This window comes from Hydrogenovibrio sp. JE_KL2 (genome assembly GCF_009296185.1).
Lineage (GTDB): Bacteria > Pseudomonadota > Gammaproteobacteria > Thiomicrospirales > Thiomicrospiraceae > Hydrogenovibrio.
Window position 1 is genome coordinate 282917 of sequence record NZ_WBJR01000001.1, and the last position, 21196, is coordinate 304112.

The 21196-nt window shown below is 43.5% G+C and carries 18 protein-coding genes and 2 tRNA genes; 15 read left to right on the forward strand and 5 right to left on the reverse strand.

Annotated features, from left to right (window positions below; all coding sequences use genetic code 11):
• Nucleotides 1-84: 84 nt before the first annotated feature.
• Nucleotides 85-792: an FKBP-type peptidyl-prolyl cis-trans isomerase gene (locus tag F8R13_RS01310; RefSeq protein WP_152831516.1), complete on the reverse strand. Its 708-nt coding sequence runs from the start codon at nucleotides 790-792 to the stop codon at nucleotides 85-87.
• A 109-nt stretch (nucleotides 793-901) separates the two neighbouring features.
• Nucleotides 902-1864, reverse strand: coding sequence for a thioredoxin-disulfide reductase (trxB, locus tag F8R13_RS01315; RefSeq protein WP_152831518.1), 963 nt, complete (start codon nucleotides 1862-1864; stop codon nucleotides 902-904).
• A gap of 329 nt (nucleotides 1865-2193) precedes the next feature.
• Between trxB and F8R13_RS11750 the strand changes: the two genes are divergently transcribed.
• The 11 genes from F8R13_RS11750 (at nucleotide 2194) to F8R13_RS01370 (ending at nucleotide 13980) form a co-directional block, all read left to right on the forward strand.
• A complete protein-coding gene (locus F8R13_RS11750; protein ID WP_152831520.1) occupies nucleotides 2194-4626 on the forward strand; it encodes a DNA translocase FtsK in 2433 nt (810 codons plus the stop codon).
• Between the two features lie 82 nt (nucleotides 4627-4708).
• Nucleotides 4709-5359 carry an outer membrane lipoprotein chaperone LolA gene (gene lolA / locus F8R13_RS01325; protein ID WP_152831523.1) on the forward strand — a complete coding sequence of 217 codons (651 nt, stop codon included), beginning with the start codon at nucleotides 4709-4711 and terminating at the stop codon, nucleotides 5357-5359.
• A gap of 2 nt (nucleotides 5360-5361) precedes the next feature.
• Nucleotides 5362-6672 (forward strand): replication-associated recombination protein A, encoded by a 1311-nt coding sequence (locus F8R13_RS01330; protein ID WP_152831525.1) that lies wholly within the window; start codon nucleotides 5362-5364, stop codon nucleotides 6670-6672.
• A gap of 39 nt (nucleotides 6673-6711) precedes the next feature.
• Entirely contained in the window at nucleotides 6712-7107 is a 396-nt protein-coding gene (crcB, locus tag F8R13_RS01335; RefSeq protein WP_371414872.1) for a fluoride efflux transporter CrcB, read from the forward strand.
• A gap of 143 nt (nucleotides 7108-7250) precedes the next feature.
• Complete coding sequence (gene gcvT / locus F8R13_RS01340; RefSeq protein WP_152831527.1) at nucleotides 7251-8375, forward strand: glycine cleavage system aminomethyltransferase GcvT; 1125 nt, start codon at nucleotides 7251-7253, stop codon at nucleotides 8373-8375.
• A 67-nt stretch (nucleotides 8376-8442) separates the two neighbouring features.
• Complete coding sequence (gene gcvH / locus F8R13_RS01345) at nucleotides 8443-8814, forward strand: glycine cleavage system protein GcvH (RefSeq protein ID WP_152831529.1); 372 nt, start codon at nucleotides 8443-8445, stop codon at nucleotides 8812-8814.
• 53 nt (nucleotides 8815-8867) lie between these two features.
• Complete coding sequence (gene gcvP, locus F8R13_RS01350; RefSeq protein WP_152831531.1) at nucleotides 8868-11705, forward strand: aminomethyl-transferring glycine dehydrogenase; 2838 nt, start codon at nucleotides 8868-8870, stop codon at nucleotides 11703-11705.
• A 33-nt stretch (nucleotides 11706-11738) separates the two neighbouring features.
• A complete protein-coding gene (locus F8R13_RS01355; RefSeq protein ID WP_152831533.1) occupies nucleotides 11739-12257 on the forward strand; it encodes a glycine cleavage system protein R in 519 nt (172 codons plus the stop codon).
• 67 nt (nucleotides 12258-12324) lie between these two features.
• On the forward strand, nucleotides 12325-13611 hold the full coding sequence (gene serS, locus F8R13_RS01360; RefSeq protein ID WP_152831535.1) for a serine--tRNA ligase: 1287 nt from the start codon (nucleotides 12325-12327) through the stop codon (nucleotides 13609-13611).
• Between the two features lie 81 nt (nucleotides 13612-13692).
• Nucleotides 13693-13783: transfer RNA gene (locus tag F8R13_RS01365), tRNA-Ser, on the forward strand.
• A gap of 120 nt (nucleotides 13784-13903) precedes the next feature.
• Nucleotides 13904-13980: transfer RNA gene (locus F8R13_RS01370), tRNA-Arg, on the forward strand.
• 205 nt (nucleotides 13981-14185) lie between these two features.
• Here F8R13_RS01370 and F8R13_RS01375 read toward each other — a convergent pair.
• Nucleotides 14186-15646 carry a reverse transcriptase domain-containing protein gene (locus F8R13_RS01375; protein WP_152831538.1) on the reverse strand — a complete coding sequence of 487 codons (1461 nt, stop codon included), beginning with the start codon at nucleotides 15644-15646 and terminating at the stop codon, nucleotides 14186-14188.
• A complete protein-coding gene (locus F8R13_RS01380; protein WP_152831540.1) occupies nucleotides 15643-16233 on the reverse strand; it encodes an SLATT domain-containing protein in 591 nt (196 codons plus the stop codon). Before F8R13_RS01380 ends, F8R13_RS01375 begins: the two co-directional genes overlap by 4 nt.
• Before the next feature lie 569 nt (nucleotides 16234-16802).
• On the opposite strand from F8R13_RS01380, the gene F8R13_RS11780 reads away from it, so the two are divergent.
• Nucleotides 16803-17711 (forward strand): sensor domain-containing diguanylate cyclase, encoded by a 909-nt coding sequence (locus tag F8R13_RS11780; protein WP_152831542.1) that lies wholly within the window; start codon nucleotides 16803-16805, stop codon nucleotides 17709-17711.
• An 81-nt stretch (nucleotides 17712-17792) separates the two neighbouring features.
• Here F8R13_RS11780 and F8R13_RS01390 read toward each other — a convergent pair whose 3' ends face one another.
• Nucleotides 17793-18179 (reverse strand): DUF6858 family protein, encoded by a 387-nt coding sequence (locus F8R13_RS01390; RefSeq protein ID WP_152831545.1) that lies wholly within the window; start codon nucleotides 18177-18179, stop codon nucleotides 17793-17795.
• Nucleotides 18180-18318: 139 nt separating this feature from the next.
• Here F8R13_RS01390 and thpR point away from each other — a divergent pair, with 139 nt between their 5' ends.
• The 3 genes from thpR to F8R13_RS01405 all read left to right on the forward strand — a co-directional run bounded on the left by thpR (nucleotide 18319) and on the right by F8R13_RS01405 (nucleotide 21134).
• Nucleotides 18319-18873 carry an RNA 2',3'-cyclic phosphodiesterase gene (gene thpR, locus F8R13_RS01395; protein ID WP_152831547.1) on the forward strand — a complete coding sequence of 185 codons (555 nt, stop codon included), beginning with the start codon at nucleotides 18319-18321 and terminating at the stop codon, nucleotides 18871-18873.
• Nucleotides 18874-19132: 259 nt separating this feature from the next.
• Complete coding sequence (locus tag F8R13_RS01400; protein ID WP_051622926.1) at nucleotides 19133-19732, forward strand: ANTAR domain-containing response regulator; 600 nt, start codon at nucleotides 19133-19135, stop codon at nucleotides 19730-19732.
• Between the two features lie 151 nt (nucleotides 19733-19883).
• Nucleotides 19884-21134 carry an EAL domain-containing protein gene (locus F8R13_RS01405; protein ID WP_152831549.1) on the forward strand — a complete coding sequence of 417 codons (1251 nt, stop codon included), beginning with the start codon at nucleotides 19884-19886 and terminating at the stop codon, nucleotides 21132-21134.
• Nucleotides 21135-21196: the final 62 nt, after the last annotated feature.

Sequence of the window (21196 nt, forward strand, 5' to 3'; positions counted from 1 at the left end):
CTTCAACTAATCCTCCCTTGGTATTTAGAACATAATACAGCCCCAAATTTTTGGGGCTTTTTTGTATGCGGGAGTAAGAGAAGCTTAGTGACTAGGCTTGTCTTTACTGTAGGTGATCATTTCAATTGTAAAGATCAGTGTTTGGTTTGGTCCAATCACTTTACCCGCACCTTTCGAACCGTAGCCCAATGAAGGTGGAACAAAGATTTTCCATTTAGAGCCAGGCTTCATCATTTTCAATGCTTCTGACCAACCGCCAATCACGTCATGCATTTGGATTTCAATCGGGGTACCACGTTGATATGAACTATCAAATACTTTCCCGTTAATATCTGTTCCTTCGTAGTTTGCTGTGATGTAGTCACTATCGGTTGGTGGTGTGCCTTTACCTTCTTTCAATACAACATATTGAAGACCGCTTTTAGTGACTTTAACACCAGGCTTGTTCTTGTTTTGTTCTAGGAACGCTTGACCGGCTTTAGCGTTCTTCTCGCCCAGCGCTTTGCGTGCTTCCATTTGTTTTTTGATCAGGTTTTGCTTCACTGTTTCAACAGCTTGTTGCATTTCCTCTGGCGTCAAACGGATTTTTTGTTTGTTCATAACATCGGTCAGACCCAGCATCAGTGCCTTTGAGTCGACTTCCAAGCCTTGTTTCTCAAAGCTTTTTGCCAAGTCAATTCCCAGTGCGTAGCTTGCTTTTTGGTTTGCAGTTTTCAAATCAACATTTGCAGCAAAAGCGGAAGGGGCAAGCAAAGAAGTTGTGAGTATTGAAATTAAGGCGGTGTGTTTCATATCAATCCTTGGATTTATTGGTGAGAAAAATCTGCCAGGTTGGGCCCGGCAGATTTAAACTAGACTTGACTATACAAGAAGATGTAGCGTTATTCAAACCCTTTTAGGATTAGGATTTTTTCGCTGCAAGTTGATCTAAATACTTCTCGGCATCAAGTGCTGCCATACAGCCTGCACCCGCTGAAGTAATGGCTTGTTTGTAGACTTGGTCCATTACGTCACCGGCTGCAAATACGCCTTCAACAGAGGTTTGTGTGGCGTTGCCTTGCAGGCCGCTTTGTACTTTGATGTAGCCGTGATCCATTAGCATTTGATCTTCGAAAATGCTGGTGTTAGGCGTATGACCGATGGCAATGAAAACACCGGAAACATCAATTTCTTTGGTGTCACCTGTTTGAGTGTTTTTTAGTCTCAAACCGGTAACCCCCATATTGTCCCCCAACACTTCGTCGATTTCGCTGTGGAATTCGATTTTAATGTTGCCATTTTCAGCTTTGTCCATTAGCTGTTGAGCCAAGATTTTCTCGGAAGAGAAATAATCGCGACGGTGAATAACCGTGACTTCAGCGGCAATATGAGAAAGGTAAAGTGCTTCTTCAACAGCGGTGTTACCACCACCGACAACCGCGACTTTTTGATTGCGGTAAAAGAAACCATCACAAGTTGCACAAGCGGAAACCCCTTTTCCTTTGAAAGCTTCTTCAGAAGGCAGGCCTAGGTATTTCGCAGAAGCACCGGTTGCGATAATCAAGGCGTCACAGGTATATTCACCTGCATCACCCGTTAGTTTGAAAGGGCGGTTTTTCAAGTCGGCAGTATGAATGTGGTCGAAAATGATTTCGGTTCCAAAGCGCTCAGCGTGCTTTTGCATACGTACCATCAAATCCGGTCCAGTTAATCCCTCAACATCTCCAGGCCAGTTATCGACTTCTGTCGTTGTGGTAAGTTGTCCGCCTTGCTGTAGACCAGTGATGATAACTGGCTCCAGGTTTGCACGTGCTGCATAAACCGCAGCGGTATAACCAGCAGGTCCTGAACCGAGGATGAGTAGTTTACAATGTTTTGCTGCCATTAATTGGTCCCTCTATTTTTTGATGCTAAACTAGCCTGAATACTTTCTTTACCATTAGAACGCATGTCGATCTGATGGAACCCTTTATGCATGGCTCAACATACATATGGCTAACATTAAGGGCGCTAGTAGTAGCCTGAGTGAATCTGAGATTAAATTCTGTGCTTTTGTGCTAAAATTCTAGCAGTTTTTAGTGTGTCAAGTTAAGGAATTATGATTCTCTCAAGGGTATTTCCATAAAACCTTTTTTAACATAGAAACCTATTTTTAACCTAGTGAACGAGTGTCACGAAAAGACCTTCAAGCGACTAAGTGATTTGAAAAGAAACATGCCTGATTATTCTCAATCCAACCTCTCCAGAAAAAGTGGCGAAAGTTCAGATGCGCCTACGCAGCGTTTTCATTGGATCATAAAAGACGCGATTGTATTAGCGTGTATCGGTGTGTCATTCTTCTTGTTTTTGGTGTTGTTCAGTTATAGCGGCACTGATCCTGGTTTTGAAACCGCCTCCTCGTCGCAGAACATCCAAAATTACGGTGGAAGAACCGGTGCTTGGATTGCTTCACTTTTACTTTATCTATTTGGATTGTTCGGTTTTTTGATTCCGTTTGGCATTTTTATGGCGGGTATGGTGACGTTGAAAATACGCTCCGAGGGGGATACCGATTACTTGCATTTCGGGTTAAGTTTGACCGGGTTAATTCTTCTGATCGTATCCGGTTCTGCGCTATCGACACTGTTTCTATCGCCAGACCTTGGGTTTCTCAAACTGCCTTATTCCGGTGGTGGGGTGCTAGGTTACGAAGTCAGCAATGTTCTGGTGTCAGCGATTGACTTGTTGGGTACAACATTACTTCTGCTGGTAATTTTCGCTGTTGGTATCAGTCTTTTCACCCAGTTGTCCTGGATGACCATTCTGGATAAAACCGGACAAATCACCTGGGTGTTGATAGATAAAGCCAAACCACACTTACAAGCCTTGTGGGGGAATGTCTCTTCCAAGTCTGAAGGAAAAGACTCAGAAGATTCACCTTCACTGGTCATCGCAGCGCGAAGCGAACAAGAGCAAAAGATGAGAAGTCCATTGGTCGGTAAGCTCGCAGAAAAAGTTAAGACCAAAACGCTGGCGGTACTGGAGAAGTCTGAAGATAAACTTTCAACAGCTGCAGATCACGAAATCTCAATGGGAGATGATTTATCCGAGGGTGGTTCTTCATCGGTTAGAGTGGGACGAAAGGTTACTTCAAACATTACGGTTCCTGTGCATCAGGGCGGTGACTTGCCAGGGGTCGATTTATTGGACCCTATTCCTGTGTCCGAAGACAGTTTTTCGTCCGAGGAACTGACTGCCTTGTCGTTTCTGCTTGAGCAGCGTCTAGAAGAGTTTGGGGTGTCCATCAAAGTTGAAGCCGTTCAACCGGGGCCAGTGGTTACCCGTTTCGAGGTGCTTCCGGCTGCAGGTGTGAAAGTCAGCCAAATTTCCAACTTGGCAAAAGATTTAGCGCGAGTACTCTCGGTCAAGTCCGTACGTGTGGTCGATATCATCCCCGGTAAAGCCGTTGTCGGAATAGAAATTCCGAACGAAAAACGCGAAGTGGTGAGCTTCCGTGAAGTGATTTCTTCTGAAGAGTTCCAAACTTCAAAATCTCCGCTGACCGTTGCCTTAGGAAAAGACATTTCCGGGAAACCGGTTGTGGCGGATATTGCCAAGATGCCGCATTTGCTGGTGGCGGGGACGACAGGCTCCGGTAAGTCGGTCGGGGTTAACAGTATGATTCTGAGCTTGCTTTATAAGAGCACGCCGGAAGAAGTTCGACTCATTATGGTCGACCCCAAAATGCTTGAGCTTTCCATCTATGAAGATATTCCACATTTGTTGACCCCTGTGGTTACCGATATGTCCGAAGCGGCAAATGCCTTGCGTTGGAGCGTGTTCGAGATGGATCGTCGTTATCAATTGATGGCGAAGCTTGGGGTCAGAAACATTGCCGGGTTTAATGCCAAAGTCCGTGGTGCGATTGAAAAGGGTGAACCTTTGATTGATCCTTTATATCAGCAAGCTGCAAACTTTGGTCATGAGTTGGGTGAAAAGCCACCCACGTTGGAGCCATTACCTTTTATCGTAGTGGTGGTTGATGAGTTCGCCGATATGATTATGGTCGTCGGTAAAGAAGTGGAGCAGTTGATTGCACGTATTGCACAAAAAGCACGTGCTGCGGGGATTCACTTGATTCTGGCAACCCAGAGGCCGTCTGTGAATGTCATTACCGGTTTGATCAAAGCCAATATTCCGACCCGTATCTCTTTTATGGTTAACACCAAAATCGACTCACGAACCATTCTTGATCAAGGTGGTGCTGAGCAACTGCTGGGAATGGGCGATATGCTGTTCATGCCACCGGGGAGTGGTAATCCTCGCCGAGTGCATGGTGCATTCATGACCGATGAAGAAGTGCACCGAGTCGCGGATTTTGTGAAGACTCAAGGTGAACCACAGTATTTGGAAAGTATTACCCAGCCGCCTTCAGCGGATGGTAGCGATTCGTTGGGTGAAGATGCCGAGCAGGATTTGCTCTACGACCAGGTGGTAGCCTTTGTGACCGACAACCAACGTGTATCGGTCTCTTTGGTGCAGCGTCATTTTAAAATCGGCTATAACCGTGCGGCAAGAATCGTTGAGGCAATGGAGTCTTCCGGTGTGGTTTCACCAATGAAATCCAATGGTAACCGTGACGTGCTAGCCGGAAAATCGCCACAGTAAATTTCCCGATTTAATTTTTAGTGACATACCAGGTGACCCCAACCTGGTAGATTTTTGAATACATACTTGTGAAGAAGAAAATATGAAAAAGCATTTGTTAACTTGGTTGGGTTTCATTGTCTTAGCAACGAGCAGTTGGCAGGCACTGGCAGAGTCGCCAAAATCCAAGATCGAGACCTTGCATCATTTTCTGGAAAACCTTCACACCTTCAAAGCCAATTTTGTTCAGACTCAGCCAGATGAACAGTTGTTTCAAGAAAACAAATCCACCGGCTATGTTGTGTTGTCCCGCCCTGGGAAGCTGATTTGGGTTTACAAGAAACCGGATCGTCAGGAGATTATTTCTGACAGTCTCAATCTCTGGGTGTTCGAACCGGATATCGACCAAGTGACCGTGCGTCCATTGACATCCGTGCAGTCGGATTTTCCATTACGCTGGTTGCTGTATAACGACAAAATCGAAAGCAATTTCAATGTGTTACCTGAAACCATTAAAGATGGTGTCAGTTGGTACAATCTGACGCCTAAAGATTCGACCTTCTTCCAAAGTTTGGAAGTCGCCATCAAAGGGGATAAGTTGGTCCAGATTTGGATGTATCAGAGTACGGACAACATCACCAAAGTGAAGTTCACCGATATTCAGCAAAATCCTAAGATTGCCAGCAGTCAGTTTGATTTCATTCCACCGGAAGGCGTGGATGTGATTGGACAGCAGGTTAATAACCTAAAATAGACATGAGCTATAAACCACTTTCCGACAGGCTCAGACCAACCGAGCTAGAACATTATGTCGGGCAAAAGCATTTGCTCGGGGCGAATCGTGCCTTGTCGAAGCTGTTAAATTCCGGTCGTTTGCACTCCATGATTTTCTGGGGGCCGCCGGGTACCGGCAAAACAACGCTGGCAAGATTGATTGCTCAGCAGTCCGACTTGCAGTTCATCAGTTTGTCCGCCGTGCTGGATGGTGTGAAATCGGTACGCGAGGCGGTTGAGCAAGCCAAGCTTCATCAGGCGCAGTTCAACCAAGGTACGTTGTTGTTTGTTGATGAGGTTCATCGTTTCAATAAAGCGCAGCAAGACGCGTTTTTACCTTATATTGAAGACGGCACCTTCATCTTCATCGGGGCGACGACAGAAAACCCGTCATTCGAATTGAATAATGCCTTGCTTTCACGAGCACGTGTCTATGTGTTGAGACCATTGGAACAAGAGGATTTGATGCAAGTGTTACAACGCGGCATTGAACTTCTGAGTGAAGATTTGGGTACAACGCTGGAATTGGAACCGCAAGCCGAAGAGTTGTTGGTGCAATACGCGGATGGCGATGCACGACGCTTGCTGAATATGTTGGAGCAGGCGGTCGATTTTGCCGAGCAAAATCTGCCAGGTCGGGTAGTGTTGACTGCGGATCATTGCCGAGAAGTCGTGCAGGGTGGTGTGCGTCGTCAGGACAAAGGCGGCGAGTTGTTTTATGATCAAATCTCCGCGCTGCATAAGTCCATACGAGGCTCAGATCCGAATGCGGCGTTATATTGGCTGACGCGCATGCTGGAAACCGGCGTTGATGCGCGTTATCTGTCCAGGCGGTTGATTCGCATGGCGAGTGAAGATATTGGGAATGCCGATGTGAAAGCCCTTGGCTTGTGTTTGGATGCAGCAGAAGCTTATGAGCGCTTAGGTTCCCCCGAAGGGGAGTTGGCGCTGGCACAAGCGGCGGTTTATCTGGCGGTGGCTCCTAAGTCCAATGCCGTTTACATGGGATATAAAGCCGCGGTGAGAGATATTCAGGAGCACGGTACCTCGGAGGTTCCGTTGCACTTGCGCAATGCGCCGACCAAATTGATGAAGAACCTAGATTATGGCGAAGGCTATCGTTATGCGCATGATGAGCCTGAGGCTTTTGCCGCCGGAGAATGTTATTTCCCCGAAGACATGCCTGAGCGTGATTACTACCAGCCAGTGCCAAGAGGGTTGGAGATAAAAATCGGCGAGAAAATGGCTCGACTCAAACAAATGAATTTGCAGTCACCGCAAAAAAGGCGGTGATAGCTTGATGTATAAATAGAAAGAACTAGGAGAAACCTTGTGCAAAGTTTTCACTTGATGCAATTACTCGCTGTCGGGGTCGGCGGTACCTTTGGTGCCATGTCCCGTTTTTTGCTGTCGAACCAGATGTATGCCTGGTGGGGGCGTGACTTCGTTTGGGGAACTTTGACGGTAAACGCTTTGGGATCTTTTTTGATCGGGCTGTTGACGATTTTGATGATTGATAAATTACAGCTTGCCCTTGAGTGGCGTGCGTTATTAATCGTCGGTTTTCTAGGGTCATTCACTACTTTCTCGACCTTTGCTTTTGAAACCCTGTTGTTCTTGCAGGAAGGGTTGTTTGAAAAAGCGATGATGAACATCGTTGCCAATGTTGTGTTGTGTATTTACATGGTTTGGTTTGGCGTCTGGTCTGGCAAACAATTCTTGTTGTAATGAGGTTTCCATAGAGAAATTTTCTACAAGTAATTCATAAAATAACCCTTAGAATTTAATGAATATTTTTTATTCCTAAGTCCACATTTTGATAAACTTTTGACTTCAAATTTTTGCAAATTAACGTCAGTCAGAGAGACGCCATGACAGAGTCCGCCAACCTTCTCAAAACCCCTTCTTACGACCTTCATGTCGAAGCTGGTGCCAGAATGGTTCCTTTCGCTGGTTACGATATGCCGGTGCAGTACCCGATGGGCATTAAAAAGGAGCATCTGCATACACGCGAAAAGGCGGGGTTGTTCGATGTGTCTCACATGGGACAAGTCAAACTTAAGGGTGAAAAAGCCGCGCAAGCACTCGAAGCGTTGGTACCCGTCGATATTATCGATCTGCCTTTATTGAAACAGCGCTATGCATTGTTCACCAATGATAAGGGTGGTGTGTTGGATGACTTGATGGTCACTTGTGTTGATGATGGTCTGTTTCTGGTCGTCAATGCCGCCTGTAAAGAGCAGGATATCGCTCATCTGAAAGCCAATCTTGATAGCTCGGTTACAGTAGAAGTGTTGGACGATAAAGCCTTGTTGGCGTTGCAGGGACCAGAAGCCAAAAACGTGATGGCAAAGCTGGCACCGGAATCACAATTCATGACATTTATGACTGCCAAATCTTTGGAGATTGGTGGTATCAACTGCTTTGTGACACGCTCCGGCTATACTGGTGAAGATGGTTTTGAAATTTCCGTTGCCAAAGATCAAGCCGTTGATTTGGCAAGAATGCTATTGGCGGAAGACGCTGTGGAGTGGATTGGTTTGGGCGCACGGGATTCTTTAAGACTGGAAGCCGGTTTGTGTCTATACGGACATGAGCTGACAACTGACATCACGCCGATTGAAGCCAGTTTGAACTGGGCAATTTCCAAAGCAAGACGTCCGGATGGCGTCAGAGCAGGCGGTTATCCGGGGGCGGATGTGATTGGTGGGCAAATGCTGTCCGGCGCGCCACGTAAACGTGTAGCGATTTTACCGCAGGGAAAAATGCCAGTGCGCGATGGCGCGGAAATCATTACCGAAGATGAAACCCTTGTCGGTATCGTCACCAGCGGTGGTTTTGGCCCTAGTTTGAATGTGCCGATCACGATGGCGTTATTGGATACGGATGTAGCCCAAGGGCAACAGCCGTTATTTGCAATGGTTAGAGGTAAGGCGATTCCTGTTGAAATAACGTCTTTGCCGTTTGTTAAACAAAATTATTACCGTGGTGCTTGAGGATAAGTTAAATCAGCATGCTAAAACAATTTAATAGAACAGTTTATTGATTCAGAGGAGATAAGTGATGAGTCAAATTAAATATACAGAAGATCACGAGTGGATTGAAATTCATGGCGATGGTACGGCGACTATCGGCATTACGGATTTCGCTCAAGAACAACTAGGTGACTTGGTTTATGTTGAAGTGCCTGAAGAAGGTTCTGACATTACCAAGGGGGAAGCGGTCTCGGTTATCGAGTCTGTTAAAGCCGCATCTGATTTGATTGCACCTGTTTCTGGAACCATCATCGAATCAAACCAATCTTTGGAAGATGAACCTGAAAAGGTCAACGAAGACCCAATGGGCGATGGTTGGTTTATCAAAGTGCAAATCGCGGATGAATCCGAGTTGGAAGATTTGATGGACGAAGCTGCTTATCAAGCTTGCATCGAGTAATTTGATTTCTCACTAAGTGACATGAAGTAAGACAAAGCCATTAAGAGAAGATTATGACCGGAAAAATTGCAGATTTGATGAAGACCGATAATTTTAGTCAACGTCACATTGGCTCCAATCATGAGCAACAGCAGGCAATGTTGTCTGCACTGGGTTATGACTCTCTTGAACAACTTTTGGACGGAGTAGTCCCTAAGTCTATTCGCCGTCAGTCTGAGATGGCGCTTGGTGAAGGCTTGTCCGAGCATGATGCTTTGGCCAAGCTCAAAGCAATGGCAAGCCAAAACCAGTCAATCAAATCTTTTATCGGCATGGGGTTCTATAACACGCTAACACCGCCGGTGGTGTTGCGTAATGTATTGGAAAATCCGGCTTGGTACACGGCCTACACGCCATATCAAGCGGAAATCTCTCAAGGGCGTATGGAAGCCATGCTGAACTTCCAGACCATGATTGCCGATATGACCGGCATGGAGCTTGCCAACGCGTCGATGCTAGATGAAGCGACTGCCTGCGCAGAAGCTATGACATTATGTCAGCGTATGTCAAAATCGAAAGGCAATGTGTTCTTTGTGGCTGAAGATTGCCATCCACAAAATATTGAAGTGCTGAAAACCCGCGCTGAACCACTGGGTATTGAAGTGGTGGTTGGCAATCCAGAAAACGGGTTTGCAGATTTGGAATTGTTCGGTGTTTTGCTGCAATATCCGGGCACCTATGGCGATGTAAAAGAGTTATCCGCCATTATCGCCGAAGCGCATGAAAAGAAAGCCTTGGTTGCCGTTGCAACAGACTTACTAGCGCTGACGCTGTTGAAATCACCGGGAGAAATGGGGGCGGATGTCGCCATCGGGAACTCACAACGTTTTGGTGTGCCTTTAGGGTATGGCGGACCACATGCTGCTTTTATGGCAACCAAAGACGACTTTAAACGTTCCATGCCGGGGCGTTTGATTGGAGTGTCGGTTGATCGTTTGGGCAACCCTGCTTACCGCTTGGCATTACAAACGCGTGAACAGCATATCCGCCGCGAAAAAGCGACCAGTAACATTTGTACCGCTCAAGCACTCTTGGCGGTGATGGCAAGCTTTTATGCTGCTTATCATGGAGCAGAAGGTTTAAAACGTATCGCCAATAAAGTCTTTCAGCTAACCGCAGCTTTTGCCGATGCGCTCAATAAAGCGGGCATCAAGGTTCAAAATATCACTTACTTCGATACGGTCAGTTTTGAAGTCACATCTGCCGATGCTACTTTGCAGGCAGCGGAGCAGGTGGGCTACAACCTAAGAAAAATCAACGATACGCTAATTGGTGTATCTTTTGACGAATCCACGACTTTAGAAGATGTGACAACTCTATTGAGTGTGTTAAATGCATCTGCGGAGATTGCGGATAACACGCCATTTTCATTACCAGCGGAGCTACAACGTACCTCGGATTTCCTAACGCATGAGGTCTTCAATCGCTATCACTCTGAAACGGAAATGATGCGCTACATGCGCCACCTTGCCGATAAGGATTTGGCATTGGATAGAGCAATGATTCCGCTTGGGTCTTGTACAATGAAGTTGAATGCTGCTGCGGAGTTGATGCCGGTATCCTGGAAAGAATTCAGTGGCATCCATCCTTTTGCGCCTTTACATCAGGTTCAAGGCTATCAACAAATGATTGAAGACTTGGAGCGCATGCTTTGTGAAGCCACAGGCTATGATGCGGTTTCGCTACAACCTAACTCGGGTGCGCAAGGAGAATATGCCGGTTTGTTGGCAATTCGAGCGTACCATGAAAGCCGTGGCGAAGGGCATCGCGACATCTGTTTGATTCCAGCTTCCGCGCACGGAACCAACCCTGCCTCAGCACACATGGCTGGGATGAAAGTCGTGGTCGTCAAGACGTCTGAAAAAGGCGATATCGACCTTACCGACCTTCAAGCCAAGTGTGAGCAACATGGGCAAAACATTTCCGCGATTATGATTACCTATCCTTCAACGCATGGTGTGTTTGAAGAAGACGTGAAAACCGTCTGTGACATGGTGCATCAGCAAGGTGGTCAGGTTTATATCGATGGTGCCAACATGAACGCCATGGTTGGCGTTTCGTCACCGGGCGAATTCGGGGGTGATGTTTCCCACTTGAACCTTCATAAAACCTTTGCCATTCCGCATGGCGGCGGTGGACCAGGTGTCGGGCCAATCGGTGTTGGTAAACATCTTGCGCCTTTCTTGCCACGCACCCCTAAGCAGGATTCAACGGTGGGTCAGGTTTCTGCCACACCTTGGGGCAGTGCGGGTATTTTGCCAATCAGTTGGATGTATATCGCCATGATGGGTAAAACTGGCTTGTACCAAGCAACCGCCAATGCGATTTTGAACGCCAACTACATTGCACATCGCTTGGCGCCGCATTTCCCGATTTTGTATACCGACAAAAACGGTCATGTTGCGCATGAGTGTATTGTTGATTTGCGTCCAATCAAGGCGGAATCAGGCATTACTGTCGATGACATAGCCAAGCGTTTGATTGACTACGGTTTCCATGCGCCTACCATGTCTTTCCCTGTTGCTGGAACCTTGATGATCGAGCCGACTGAATCCGAGTCACAGGCTGAGTTGGATCGATTCTGTGACGCTATGATTCAAATCAAGTACGAAATCGCGCAAGTGATGGAAGGGCAGTTCACTGCCGAAGACAATCCATTGGTGAATGCACCTCATACCGCTCTGGAAGTGACAGGCGATTACTGGGCGCATAGTTATTCCAGACAGCAGGCGGCTTATCCGTTGGAAAGCCTGAAACGTGAAAAATACTGGTCTCCGGTGGCAAGGGTTGACAACGTTTATGGTGATAAGAACCTTGTGTGCTCTTGTTTGCCGATGTCAGCATACGAGTAACACCCCTACATAAACGAAGCGAGAGGTGATGAGATGAGACAATCGATTGTAGTCAGTGTTTTGGGGGAAGATTCTCCGGGCTTGGTTGCCGCATTATCCAAGCTGATTGTCAGTTATCATGGCGACTGGGTGGAAAGTAGCATGGCAAGCTTAGCGGGCAAGTTCGCTGGCATTCTGCGTGTTGACCTGCCTAGAGAGCAAGTTGAAGGTTTTACCAAAGCCCTTGAGTCGGAAAATTTGGGACTGAAGGTGATGTATGAAGTGTCTGAACCGGAAACAGTTGCTCATGCATTCAAACAATATGACATTGAGTTGATTGGTCAGGATCGTCCGGGTATTGTTCACCGTCTAACAGACGCTTTGGCAAGACTTGGCGGTAGTGTAGAGAGTTTGGAGTCTGAAGTGATTGAAGCCAGCATGTCTGGCGAGCAATTGTTCAAGGCGCAGTTATCGTTAAAGATTCCGATGGATGTCAATCGTAATGACATTCAAGAGGCATTGGAAGCCATTGCAAATGAATTGATTGCCGACATTCAATTGGCAGATGCTTAAAGCTCACTTACAATACGCACATTAAGAATTTATTAATTAAAAATAGAAAGAAAACTAAGAGATTACCATGCTAGATGCAAAGCTACTGAGAACAGAACTGGAACAAGTCGCGGAAAAACTGAAAACACGCGGCTACGATTTGGATGTTGCCCACATCCAGGCACTTGAAGTGCAGCGTAAAGACTTGCAGGTCAAGGCACAAGAGTTGCAAGCGCAACGTAACAGTCGTTCCAAAGAAATCGGTAAAGCCAAAGCATCCGGGCAAGATATTCAGCCACTATTGGATGAAGTTGCAAATCTTGGCGACAGCTTGAAAGAAGCTGAAGAAGCCAGTCATGCCATCCAATCGCAAATTGAAGATATTTACGCAGGCATTCCAAACCTTCCTCACGAAAGCACACCAATCGGTGGTGGTGAAGACGACAATGTTTTGGTGCGCCAGTGGGGTGAGCCAAGACAGTTTGATTTTGAAGTGAAAGACCATGTCGATCTTGCTGAAGCACGCGGTTGGTATGACAATGACGCCGCCGTGAAAATCACCTCATCAAGATTCTCAGTCCTAAAAGGGAAAATGGCAAAGCTACAACGTGCTATTACCCAGTTCATGCTGGACACGCATACAGAAGCCGGTTATGAAGAAGTTTATGTGCCATTCTTGGTAAACCAAGACAGCTTGCGTGGTACCGGTCAGTTGCCAAAGTTTGAAGCAGATTTGTACAAAATCGACAAGCACGAAGAGCATGACACCTCAGACCGTGATTTATATTTGATTCCAACGGCAGAAGTACCGGTCACCAACCTAGTGCGTGACGAGATTATCGATCAAGCCTCATTGCCGTTGAAATTTACCGCACACACGCCATGTTTCCGTTCAGAGGCAGGTTCTTACGGTAAAGATACCAAAGGGCTGATTCGTCAGCATCAGTTCGAGAAAGTCGAATTGGTACAAGTGGTTGAGCCTGAAACCTCTTACCAAGCGTTGGAAGAGCTTACACAACAAGCGGAATTGATTCTACAAAAGCTGGAGCTGCCATATCGTGTGATGGCACTTTGTACGGGTGACATCGGTTTCTCATCTGCCAAAACCTATGACCTTGAAGTTTGGTTGCCGGGGCAATCTGCTTATCGTGAGATTTCCTCTTGTTCTAACTTCGAGGATTTCCAAGCGAGACGCTTGATGACGCGCTATAGAAGCGGTCAAGACAAACCTCAGTTGGTACACACCCTAAACGGCTCTGGTTTGGCGGTAGGGCGTACGTTGGTTGCTGTTTTGGAAAACTATCAGAATGCAGACGGAAGTGTTACCGTACCAACCGCATTAAGACCTTATCTTGGTGGGGTTGAAACGCTCTAATCAAGCCTGTAATAAAAATTCAAAAAAGTGCGTTATTTGCTTGCAATTATTTTGCCACACTCTATAATACGCACCTGTTCCGGTGGACTGGCTGAGTGGTTGAAGGCGGCGGTCTTGAAAACCGTTGTAGGTTAGTAGCCTACCTGGGGTTCGAATCCCTAGTCCACCGCCATTTTTCAATGCTACGCAACGAAAAATAGGAACAACCGAATTGGAAGAAAACTTGACGCAACGTCAAAAATCCTTACAATTCACAGCTTACTTTGAACCTTCGTTACAAAGTTCTCAATAAGCGCCCGTAGCTCAATTGGATAGAGTACTCGGCTACGAACCGAGCGGTTAGGGGTTCGACTCCCTTCGGGCGCGCCATTTATGTTTTAAAATCAATAGCTTATATTGTATTTAAATTTTTTCAGCTTAAAACTTAATTATTTTCGCCGGAAATTTATCGGTAACTGATCTTTAACGTATTGAAAATAAAGAAATGTTCACTAGGTTATAAGCGGACTGCTTTATTGTAGTTATTAAAAGTGAATATTTATTTTGTTATATAAAAGAGAGGAGGTTAGAAAGTCTAAGAGACTGGTAGCAAATCTTGTTCAAGTTCTTTTGTTTCTCGTCTAATCGCCTTCCAGAATTTACCTTCAACTTGCTCTTCATTTGCTGGATTAAAAGGAATACCTAAGTCTTTTAGGGTTCTTTTTTTCGATTCTATGCTAAAGTCATCAAAATTTGGAATATATGTTGAGTGTTTTTGTTTGTATTTCATTTCGTAGTATGTCTTTACGAATGAACGTGGTTTTAGTTTAGAAGTACTAAATCTTTTATCTGAAACAATGCTTTGAACAAAGTAGTCAAGGGTAAATAAAACATCCAAATCATCAATTTCTGAAAAAAAAGCCAGCCAACCTTTACGGGTATGGTCAATTATGCAGCCTGTAATTCTAAGATTAAGTCGCCACATCAAATATGCTGAAGTTTTATTTTTTCTTTGATAAGAAATAAATAATCCGATAATAGAGTTCCTTAGTTTTTGTAATGACTGCTCTTTGACAGAAACTTTTGGTGTTTTAGCTTTTGAAAAGTCTTTCTTTTCAGGATAATACAAATATCCTAAAAAAGAAAATGGCTCACCTTTGTCAAGCAATACGCATTTTTCAGGAACTTTATGTCTATCATGGACCTTTAGGCCTTTTTGTTTACACTTCTTTATAAAATCTAATTCAGTAGCTATGACGTCGTGGCTAGCGCCAATAATTAATACATCATCCACGTATCTAAAATATTTAATATTTAAAGTGCTTTTATTGAAACGATGATCGATACTTTTAAAATATATGTAAGCTAATATATTTGATATTGCTAAGCCTTGTGGAACCCCTTTTTTATTTTCTCCTGTTCCTGTTCCTGTTCCTGTTCCTGTTCCTGTTCCTGTTCCTGTTCCTGTTCCTGTTCCTGTTCCTGTTCCTGTTCCTGTTCCTGTTCCTGTTCCTGTTCCTGTTCCTGTTCCTGTTCCTGTGGCGATACCTTTGAGAATGAGATCTGAAATAATTTCTGTTCCAGATTTAAAATATGTACCTAGACTGGATGCCAACTTTTTATGATTAATACTTGGATAAAACTCAGAAACATCAAGTTTTAGAATTTTGTCAAACCCTGAGATATCTAAAGTCTTTTTGACCTCTCTTGTTAAGGCTTGTGGAGTGTCGAAAGTCACGTGTTTATCTAAGACTTGATGCAAAAAAATTTGCACAGCTTTCAAAACGAGTTTATCTCTTATCGTGGGAATCGAGATAATTCGCGGAAATTTATTTGCCCCTTTGCTAATAAGTTTTTGCTTATAACGTGAGAAATTATAAGTTCCGTCCAGTACTTTTCTATGAATAATTGATATTTGATTATCTAAATCTTTGGCAAAGGATTTTGCTGTCCGGTTATCAACACCTGTTGAATGTTTGTGACTGATATGTGTCTCAAAAATTTCCTTTAAGGAACTTTCAGAAAAAACTTTTTCAAACTCTTTAATATGGCTCATTTTAATAGAAAGTGAATAGGAATTAGTGTTAAAGCAGGTAAAGCCCAGTAAAAAATAATGAGCAGCATATTTAAGCACTTATAAGAATGGTATTTGTCTATTTGAGCCTGTGATGGGGTGCTTGATAGCGGATAATTTTCACTCTGAGGGTCTTTTTTATGTTCAGCTAAGTTTTCATATTCATTTACAAGCGCAGAAACATAATCAAGGTCGGTATGGTTTTCTGATAATTCTAAAATACCGAGATATTCATTATTTATAGTTCGTTGATCAAAATAGTCAGCTTCATCGTGTAACTTGTTGAGCATTTCATAGCTTTTCTTCATTTCCATAGCTCGTTCATTAAAGCGAGAGTAGTTGACGATAATGCTGAGAACCAAGATGCCAATAGATAGAAATATCAAAGCCAATTCCACGTTTGTATCAAGTTGATACTTCAGTCCATAAATAGACGTACAAACGGCAATAAAAGAATACCAAATAAGAATATGTTGGCTTAACTTTGCATTAGCCTTCAATCGAATTTCAGAATAAATTCGCGCTTTTTTGGTCCACCAAATTTTGTTTATAATTTTCTGCTTATTCATCTTAAGGTCTTATGTTAGGAGAGCTTTGAGAAGTAAAAAGTTCAATGTTCAACGTTAAGGAAACCTTAACTCTTTCAATTATCTTGAACTAACACAAAGTGTTATCCGATTAGTGTCATTTGCAGTGCAAACGTTTCAGTTTCCATCTCGAAAAGATGTAACTAACTCTTCTCAAAGCAATATTGAGTATAAAACGCATTCTTTAAAATTCAAGAAGAAACTGCCTTTAAAGTTAAGTTATATTGAGTTGTTTTTGTATTGAAATCTTTCCCGACAAAATGTTTCTAAATCACATATAAACAGGGGTAAGAAGGAGGTGACGGAAAAATATAAGTTAACCTATTGAATTTTAATGATTGTTTTTTCAGTCATGAATCAAGGGGTTAGGGGGGGGCTCCCTTCAAGCGTGCCATTTTCCTTAGTTTTATAGTCAGTCTGTTGGACGATTATTTATTCCATTGTTGTCTTTCAAATAAATACTTTTCTCTATAAATTTCATTGTATTTGCTTCTGTCAAAGTTGTGCTAATATGGTTTTCAGAAACTAAGCCAGCTCAAAAGGAGTTAAGCGTGGATTTTAGCTCTTCAGATTGTTATAGGTTTAAAACATTCATTGAGAATATGAATGATGCCATTGTTGTTGAGAACGAGAGTGGCGAGCTTGTCTTAGCCAATCAGGCCTTTTGTGATTTGTTCAATATCACTGCCTCTCCCGACGACATTGTTGGTATCGATTGTGCGTATTCTGCACAGCAATCAAAGCATCTGTTTAAAGATCCTGAACGTTTTATTGAAAGAAAAAACGAAATACTCAGAAACAAGGAACCCGTAGGTCACGAGGTGCTGGAAATGGTAGGAGATAAGTTTCTGGAAAGAGATTTTATTCCGATTTTTGAGAAAGGATCTTACGTGGGGTTGGTTTGGGTTTTTAAAGACCTGACGGCTCATTATCAGATGCAATCGCAGCTTGTGATGTTAACCGAAACAATACGAGAGCAAAGTCTGACGGATTCGCTCACTGGAGTTGGTAATAGAAGATATTTAGATAGCGAGTTGCCTAGGTATTCTGACTATGCCAAACGTCACAACACACCGTTGTGCATAGCGATTGTTGATATAGATTTCTTTAAATCCGTCAATGATGAATACGGTCACGAAATAGGCGATCAGGCTCTGGTTCATGTCGCAAATTACTTAAAGACTTCGATTCGTTCGTCTGATTTAATTGGGCGGATGGGTGGGGAGGAGTTCATGATTGTTATGCCTGAAACCTCTCTTGAGGATGCCAAAAAAAGGATTTTAGATTTGCATGCATCCTACCGGCCACCTGCTAATCTCAATAAAAGAATGACGTTTAGTGTTGGGATGTCTTGCGTTTCAGGTGATGAAGATTATAAGGTGACATTGAGTCGTGCAGATCAAGCGCTTTATGAAGCAAAAAGGGAAGGGCGAAATAGGGTTGTTGTTTCAGAAGCTTAAACTCTTGTCTTTCAATATCTTATTTTGTGGGATAGAAATAAAAAAGGTCAGCATAGCTGACCTTTTTTGTTTTAACTTTGTTTATTTCACAAGGGCTTTACACCAGTCTTCCATAAAGTCGGTCGCGACTTGCATTGGTGGTTCCATAAAGCTGACCATGAAGCTGTCTCCTAGGTCGGCAACTGCAATTGAGCGTGGGCGAACTGCCAGTACTTCCGGGTTAGGGATTTTCATACCGAAACAGAAGAGGATGTTTTTGGCATCTTTGATGTCACCGCGGATTTCGCCATCAATGCTTTGTGTGTGGCTGTAATGGTCGAAAATAGCGATTAACGTTGCCTTCGGATTGGCTTCGATTTCAGATTGAAGTTGTGCAATGATGTCATCTACAGTAGCGAATTTAGATTCAGACTTGTTAAACTGAAGCTTGTAGATTGGAAACTTTTCTTGGAATATTTGTTGTTGCATATTGGACTCCTGATTTTTTTGGACTATGAGAATAGGTTCAAATGAAGGGGTGATAATAATTATAAATATAATTTATATCTAATAAGTATTATTAATGCAAGCTCTAAAGCAAAACTAATTGATGCTATTTAAGTAAGTTATGCGCATTTTTATCGGTGTTGAAGTCTGTGATGATGAATTGAAAAAGGCCTTGCTGTCTTGGCAGCATAATGCTGAGCCATTTTTAGGAGAAAGGTGGCGCATGACGGCGCCATATAACTTCCATTTAACGCTACGATTTCTGGGGCAGATGGAAGCGTCTCAGGTTGAAAACATCATCAAAAATCTACCAGGTTGGGTATTTGGATGTAAAACCCTAACAGTAAGGAGCAAAGGCTTAAAGCTTTTGCCCAGTGATGAAAAGGTAAGGGTTGTGACTTTGGCTTTTGAAAACTCATCGGCATTGCAAGATTTGGCGGAAAAAGTTAATGCGGGGTTGATGTCATTAGGGTTTGATGCGCCAGATTTACCCTTTTTACCGCATATCACGCTTGTTCGTCACAAAGGTAAGCCTTTGCGCGAGTTTGATATGGGAGGGGTGCAATGGCATGAAGACAACTCTGTTGATTTGGCGGTTAAGACGGTTACAGTGTTTAGTAGTGAGTCGTCATTAAACGGTGTGGTTTATCGTCCGCTGTTCAGTATAAATTTTTAGTATTTTTGCTTACTATGGTTTGAAAGTATTTCCTTGTTTTTCATCTGGTTAGTTGTGTTTTTAAGGTGAAATGCCCTTTGTATTCCTTTTTGTCTGCGTAAAAATATCGCTTCATTCATGAACCAATTTGGTTCATTTTGGCTTTATTTTCAGCATCCATTTTCTTATAAAAAATATTAAGTCTTTGATTAATTTCTATAAATAGTCTTTGGAATGTTAATTGTTACCATTAGGCGACATTTGGTTCGGAGGTGCAAAGATGCGTTCAAAGTTTGATGTGTTGATTGTCTCGGATGGCGATGACGTTAGTGAGCTTGAGGCAGGGTTGGTTTCAATTGGCGCAGATCAAGTAAAAGTATTGCCAATTGAGCAAAATATTTTGAAAGCGCTAAATGAAATGCCGGTCGATTTGATGGTATTGGATGTTAAAAAACCAACGGCAAAACTTTTTGAACAGTTTAGTTTGGTGAATGAATATTGTCCAAAACCGGTTATTTGCTTTAGTGAAGAACGTGATAGCAAAGTCATCGAGCAATCAGTAAAAGCAGGTGTGGCCGCTTACATAGTGGAAGGAAAGGATGTTTCCAGGTTGAAGCCGATTGTCGAGGTGGCAATGTTGCGTTTCAATGCATGCCAAGCGGTGAAAAAGGAATTGTTGCAGGTTAAGGATAAGCTGTCCCAAAGAGCGATTATTGAGAAAGCCAAAGGTTTGTTGATAGAACATAAGAATATGTCGGAAGATCAGGCCTATAAAACCATGCGAAAAATGGCGATGGATCAGGGGAAGAAAATTTCAACAATCGCACATGAAATATGTGATGTTGTTGCGGCATTAGAAAACACGATGACAAGTGTGTAAACAAGCTGATACAAGCTTGATCTGATACGGAAGGCGCATTTCATTTGAAATGCGTTTTTTGTCTCTAAATAAGAAAATAATTGGCGCTGGATTCCGTTGGTTGGATTGGTTTGATTGGTTTGTGGTCGTTAAGTAGACAGGTTTATAAATTATGGAAAATTTAAATAGGTTGCATATGGATGAAATAGCCTCGTCGGAACTGTCGACGTTAAACACCCTTGAGAATAGACTGTACTCAGTTTTTCAACCGATATACAGTTTTTCTAATCAAGCTTGTGTTGGTGCGGAGGCGCTGGTGAGAGGGCGTTCGTTAGAGAATGGTTTTCAAGTGCCTGTCTATAATTGTTTGGAAGTGCCTGAAGGATTGACCCAAGCCGAATTCAGCCAGCAATTGAACCGGATGCATTTTGAAAACTGGGCAAAACTAAAGCGCCCTGACAACTGGTTGTTTTTGAATTTGGATTTCGAGGGCGTAACCTCACTGGGAGATTTGTGCATCTCTGACTTGCTTCATGATCTTAAGATTCAGGGTCATGAAGTGGTTATCGAAGTGGTTGAAAGCGAAATCAAAGACGAAGAATTGTTTAATAAAGTGATTACCACGCTGAGAGGTTTGGGGTGTTTGATTGCATTGGATGACTTTGGTGCGGGGCACTCGAATGTGGATCGTATCTGGAAGGCGCAACCAGACATTGTTAAGTTGGACCGCGGTGTGTTGTTGGAGGCGACGAAGAGTATCAGAAGCCAAAGCGTGTTACGCAATCTGACCAATCTTATTAAACAAGCCGGCAGTATCTGTTTGCTCGAAGGGGTGGAAAACAGAGAGCAAGCTTTGTTGGCGATGGATATTGGGGTCGATTTGGTTCAGGGATTTTATTTTGCAAGACCTCGTCAGTTGTTGGATCGCATCAAACAAGGCGAGTCTTGCATAAAGCAAGTGACAGAGCAATATCCGTCCTATATTGAAGAAAAAGCCTTCTTAAAACAAATTCAGAGGAAAGGGTACGAAACTTTGTTTGAAAGTTTCTTGGGTATGCCGAACTTAGCGGCTCTTGAACTACAGATGGAAAAACTGCTGACGTTATCGTTTGTGAAAAGGTTTTTTATCTTGGATCAAGAAGGCTATCAGGTTAGTGATGAATATAATGTCGAAGACAAAATCAAACAAGTTAGCGTGTTGAAGAAGGGTAAGGGGTTGTGCTGGAAAAATCGCCGTTATTTCGTGAAGGCAATACAGGCTCCCGGAAGATTGTATGTTTCAGAACCTTACCGTTCACTGATAGATATGCAGCTATGTTTAACGGTTTCAAAAGTGGTGCATATCAATGAAAAACCCTTTGTGGCATGCTTTGATGTTAGCTATGTCGATAAATCTACAGAGAGCGTTCAGATCTCGGTTTAACCAATCATTTGTGTAGGCTTTGTTGCAAAGATAGGTCTGCACCAAAATCGAACAAATGCCTA

What these genes read in the sequence shown, in the direction of transcription:
- thpR (WP_152831547.1), top strand. Translation starts at nt 18,319, where the DNA reads ATGCGCATTTTTATCGGTGTTGAAGTCTGTGATGATGAATTGAAAAAG.
- gcvP (WP_152831531.1), top strand. Translation starts at nt 8,868, where the DNA reads ATGACCGGAAAAATTGCAGATTTGATGAAGACCGATAATTTTAGTCAA.
- trxB (WP_152831518.1), bottom strand. Translation starts at nt 1,864, where the DNA reads ATGGCAGCAAAACATTGTAAACTACTCATCCTCGGTTCAGGACCTGCT.
- F8R13_RS01310 (WP_152831516.1), bottom strand. Translation starts at nt 792, where the DNA reads ATGAAACACACCGCCTTAATTTCAATACTCACAACTTCTTTGCTTGCC.
- F8R13_RS01355 (WP_152831533.1), top strand. Translation starts at nt 11,739, where the DNA reads ATGAGACAATCGATTGTAGTCAGTGTTTTGGGGGAAGATTCTCCGGGC.
- F8R13_RS01405 (WP_152831549.1), top strand. Translation starts at nt 19,884, where the DNA reads ATGGAAAATTTAAATAGGTTGCATATGGATGAAATAGCCTCGTCGGAA.
- F8R13_RS01375 (WP_152831538.1), bottom strand. Translation starts at nt 15,646, where the DNA reads ATGAGCCATATTAAAGAGTTTGAAAAAGTTTTTTCTGAAAGTTCCTTA.
- F8R13_RS01330 (WP_152831525.1), top strand. Translation starts at nt 5,362, where the DNA reads ATGAGCTATAAACCACTTTCCGACAGGCTCAGACCAACCGAGCTAGAA.
- serS (WP_152831535.1), top strand. Translation starts at nt 12,325, where the DNA reads ATGCTAGATGCAAAGCTACTGAGAACAGAACTGGAACAAGTCGCGGAA.
- F8R13_RS01400 (WP_051622926.1), top strand. Translation starts at nt 19,133, where the DNA reads ATGCGTTCAAAGTTTGATGTGTTGATTGTCTCGGATGGCGATGACGTT.
- F8R13_RS01380 (WP_152831540.1), bottom strand. Translation starts at nt 16,233, where the DNA reads ATGAATAAGCAGAAAATTATAAACAAAATTTGGTGGACCAAAAAAGCG.
- F8R13_RS11750 (WP_152831520.1), top strand. Translation starts at nt 2,194, where the DNA reads ATGCCTGATTATTCTCAATCCAACCTCTCCAGAAAAAGTGGCGAAAGT.
- lolA (WP_152831523.1), top strand. Translation starts at nt 4,709, where the DNA reads ATGAAAAAGCATTTGTTAACTTGGTTGGGTTTCATTGTCTTAGCAACG.
- F8R13_RS01390 (WP_152831545.1), bottom strand. Translation starts at nt 18,179, where the DNA reads ATGCAACAACAAATATTCCAAGAAAAGTTTCCAATCTACAAGCTTCAG.
- gcvH (WP_152831529.1), top strand. Translation starts at nt 8,443, where the DNA reads ATGAGTCAAATTAAATATACAGAAGATCACGAGTGGATTGAAATTCAT.
- gcvT (WP_152831527.1), top strand. Translation starts at nt 7,251, where the DNA reads ATGACAGAGTCCGCCAACCTTCTCAAAACCCCTTCTTACGACCTTCAT.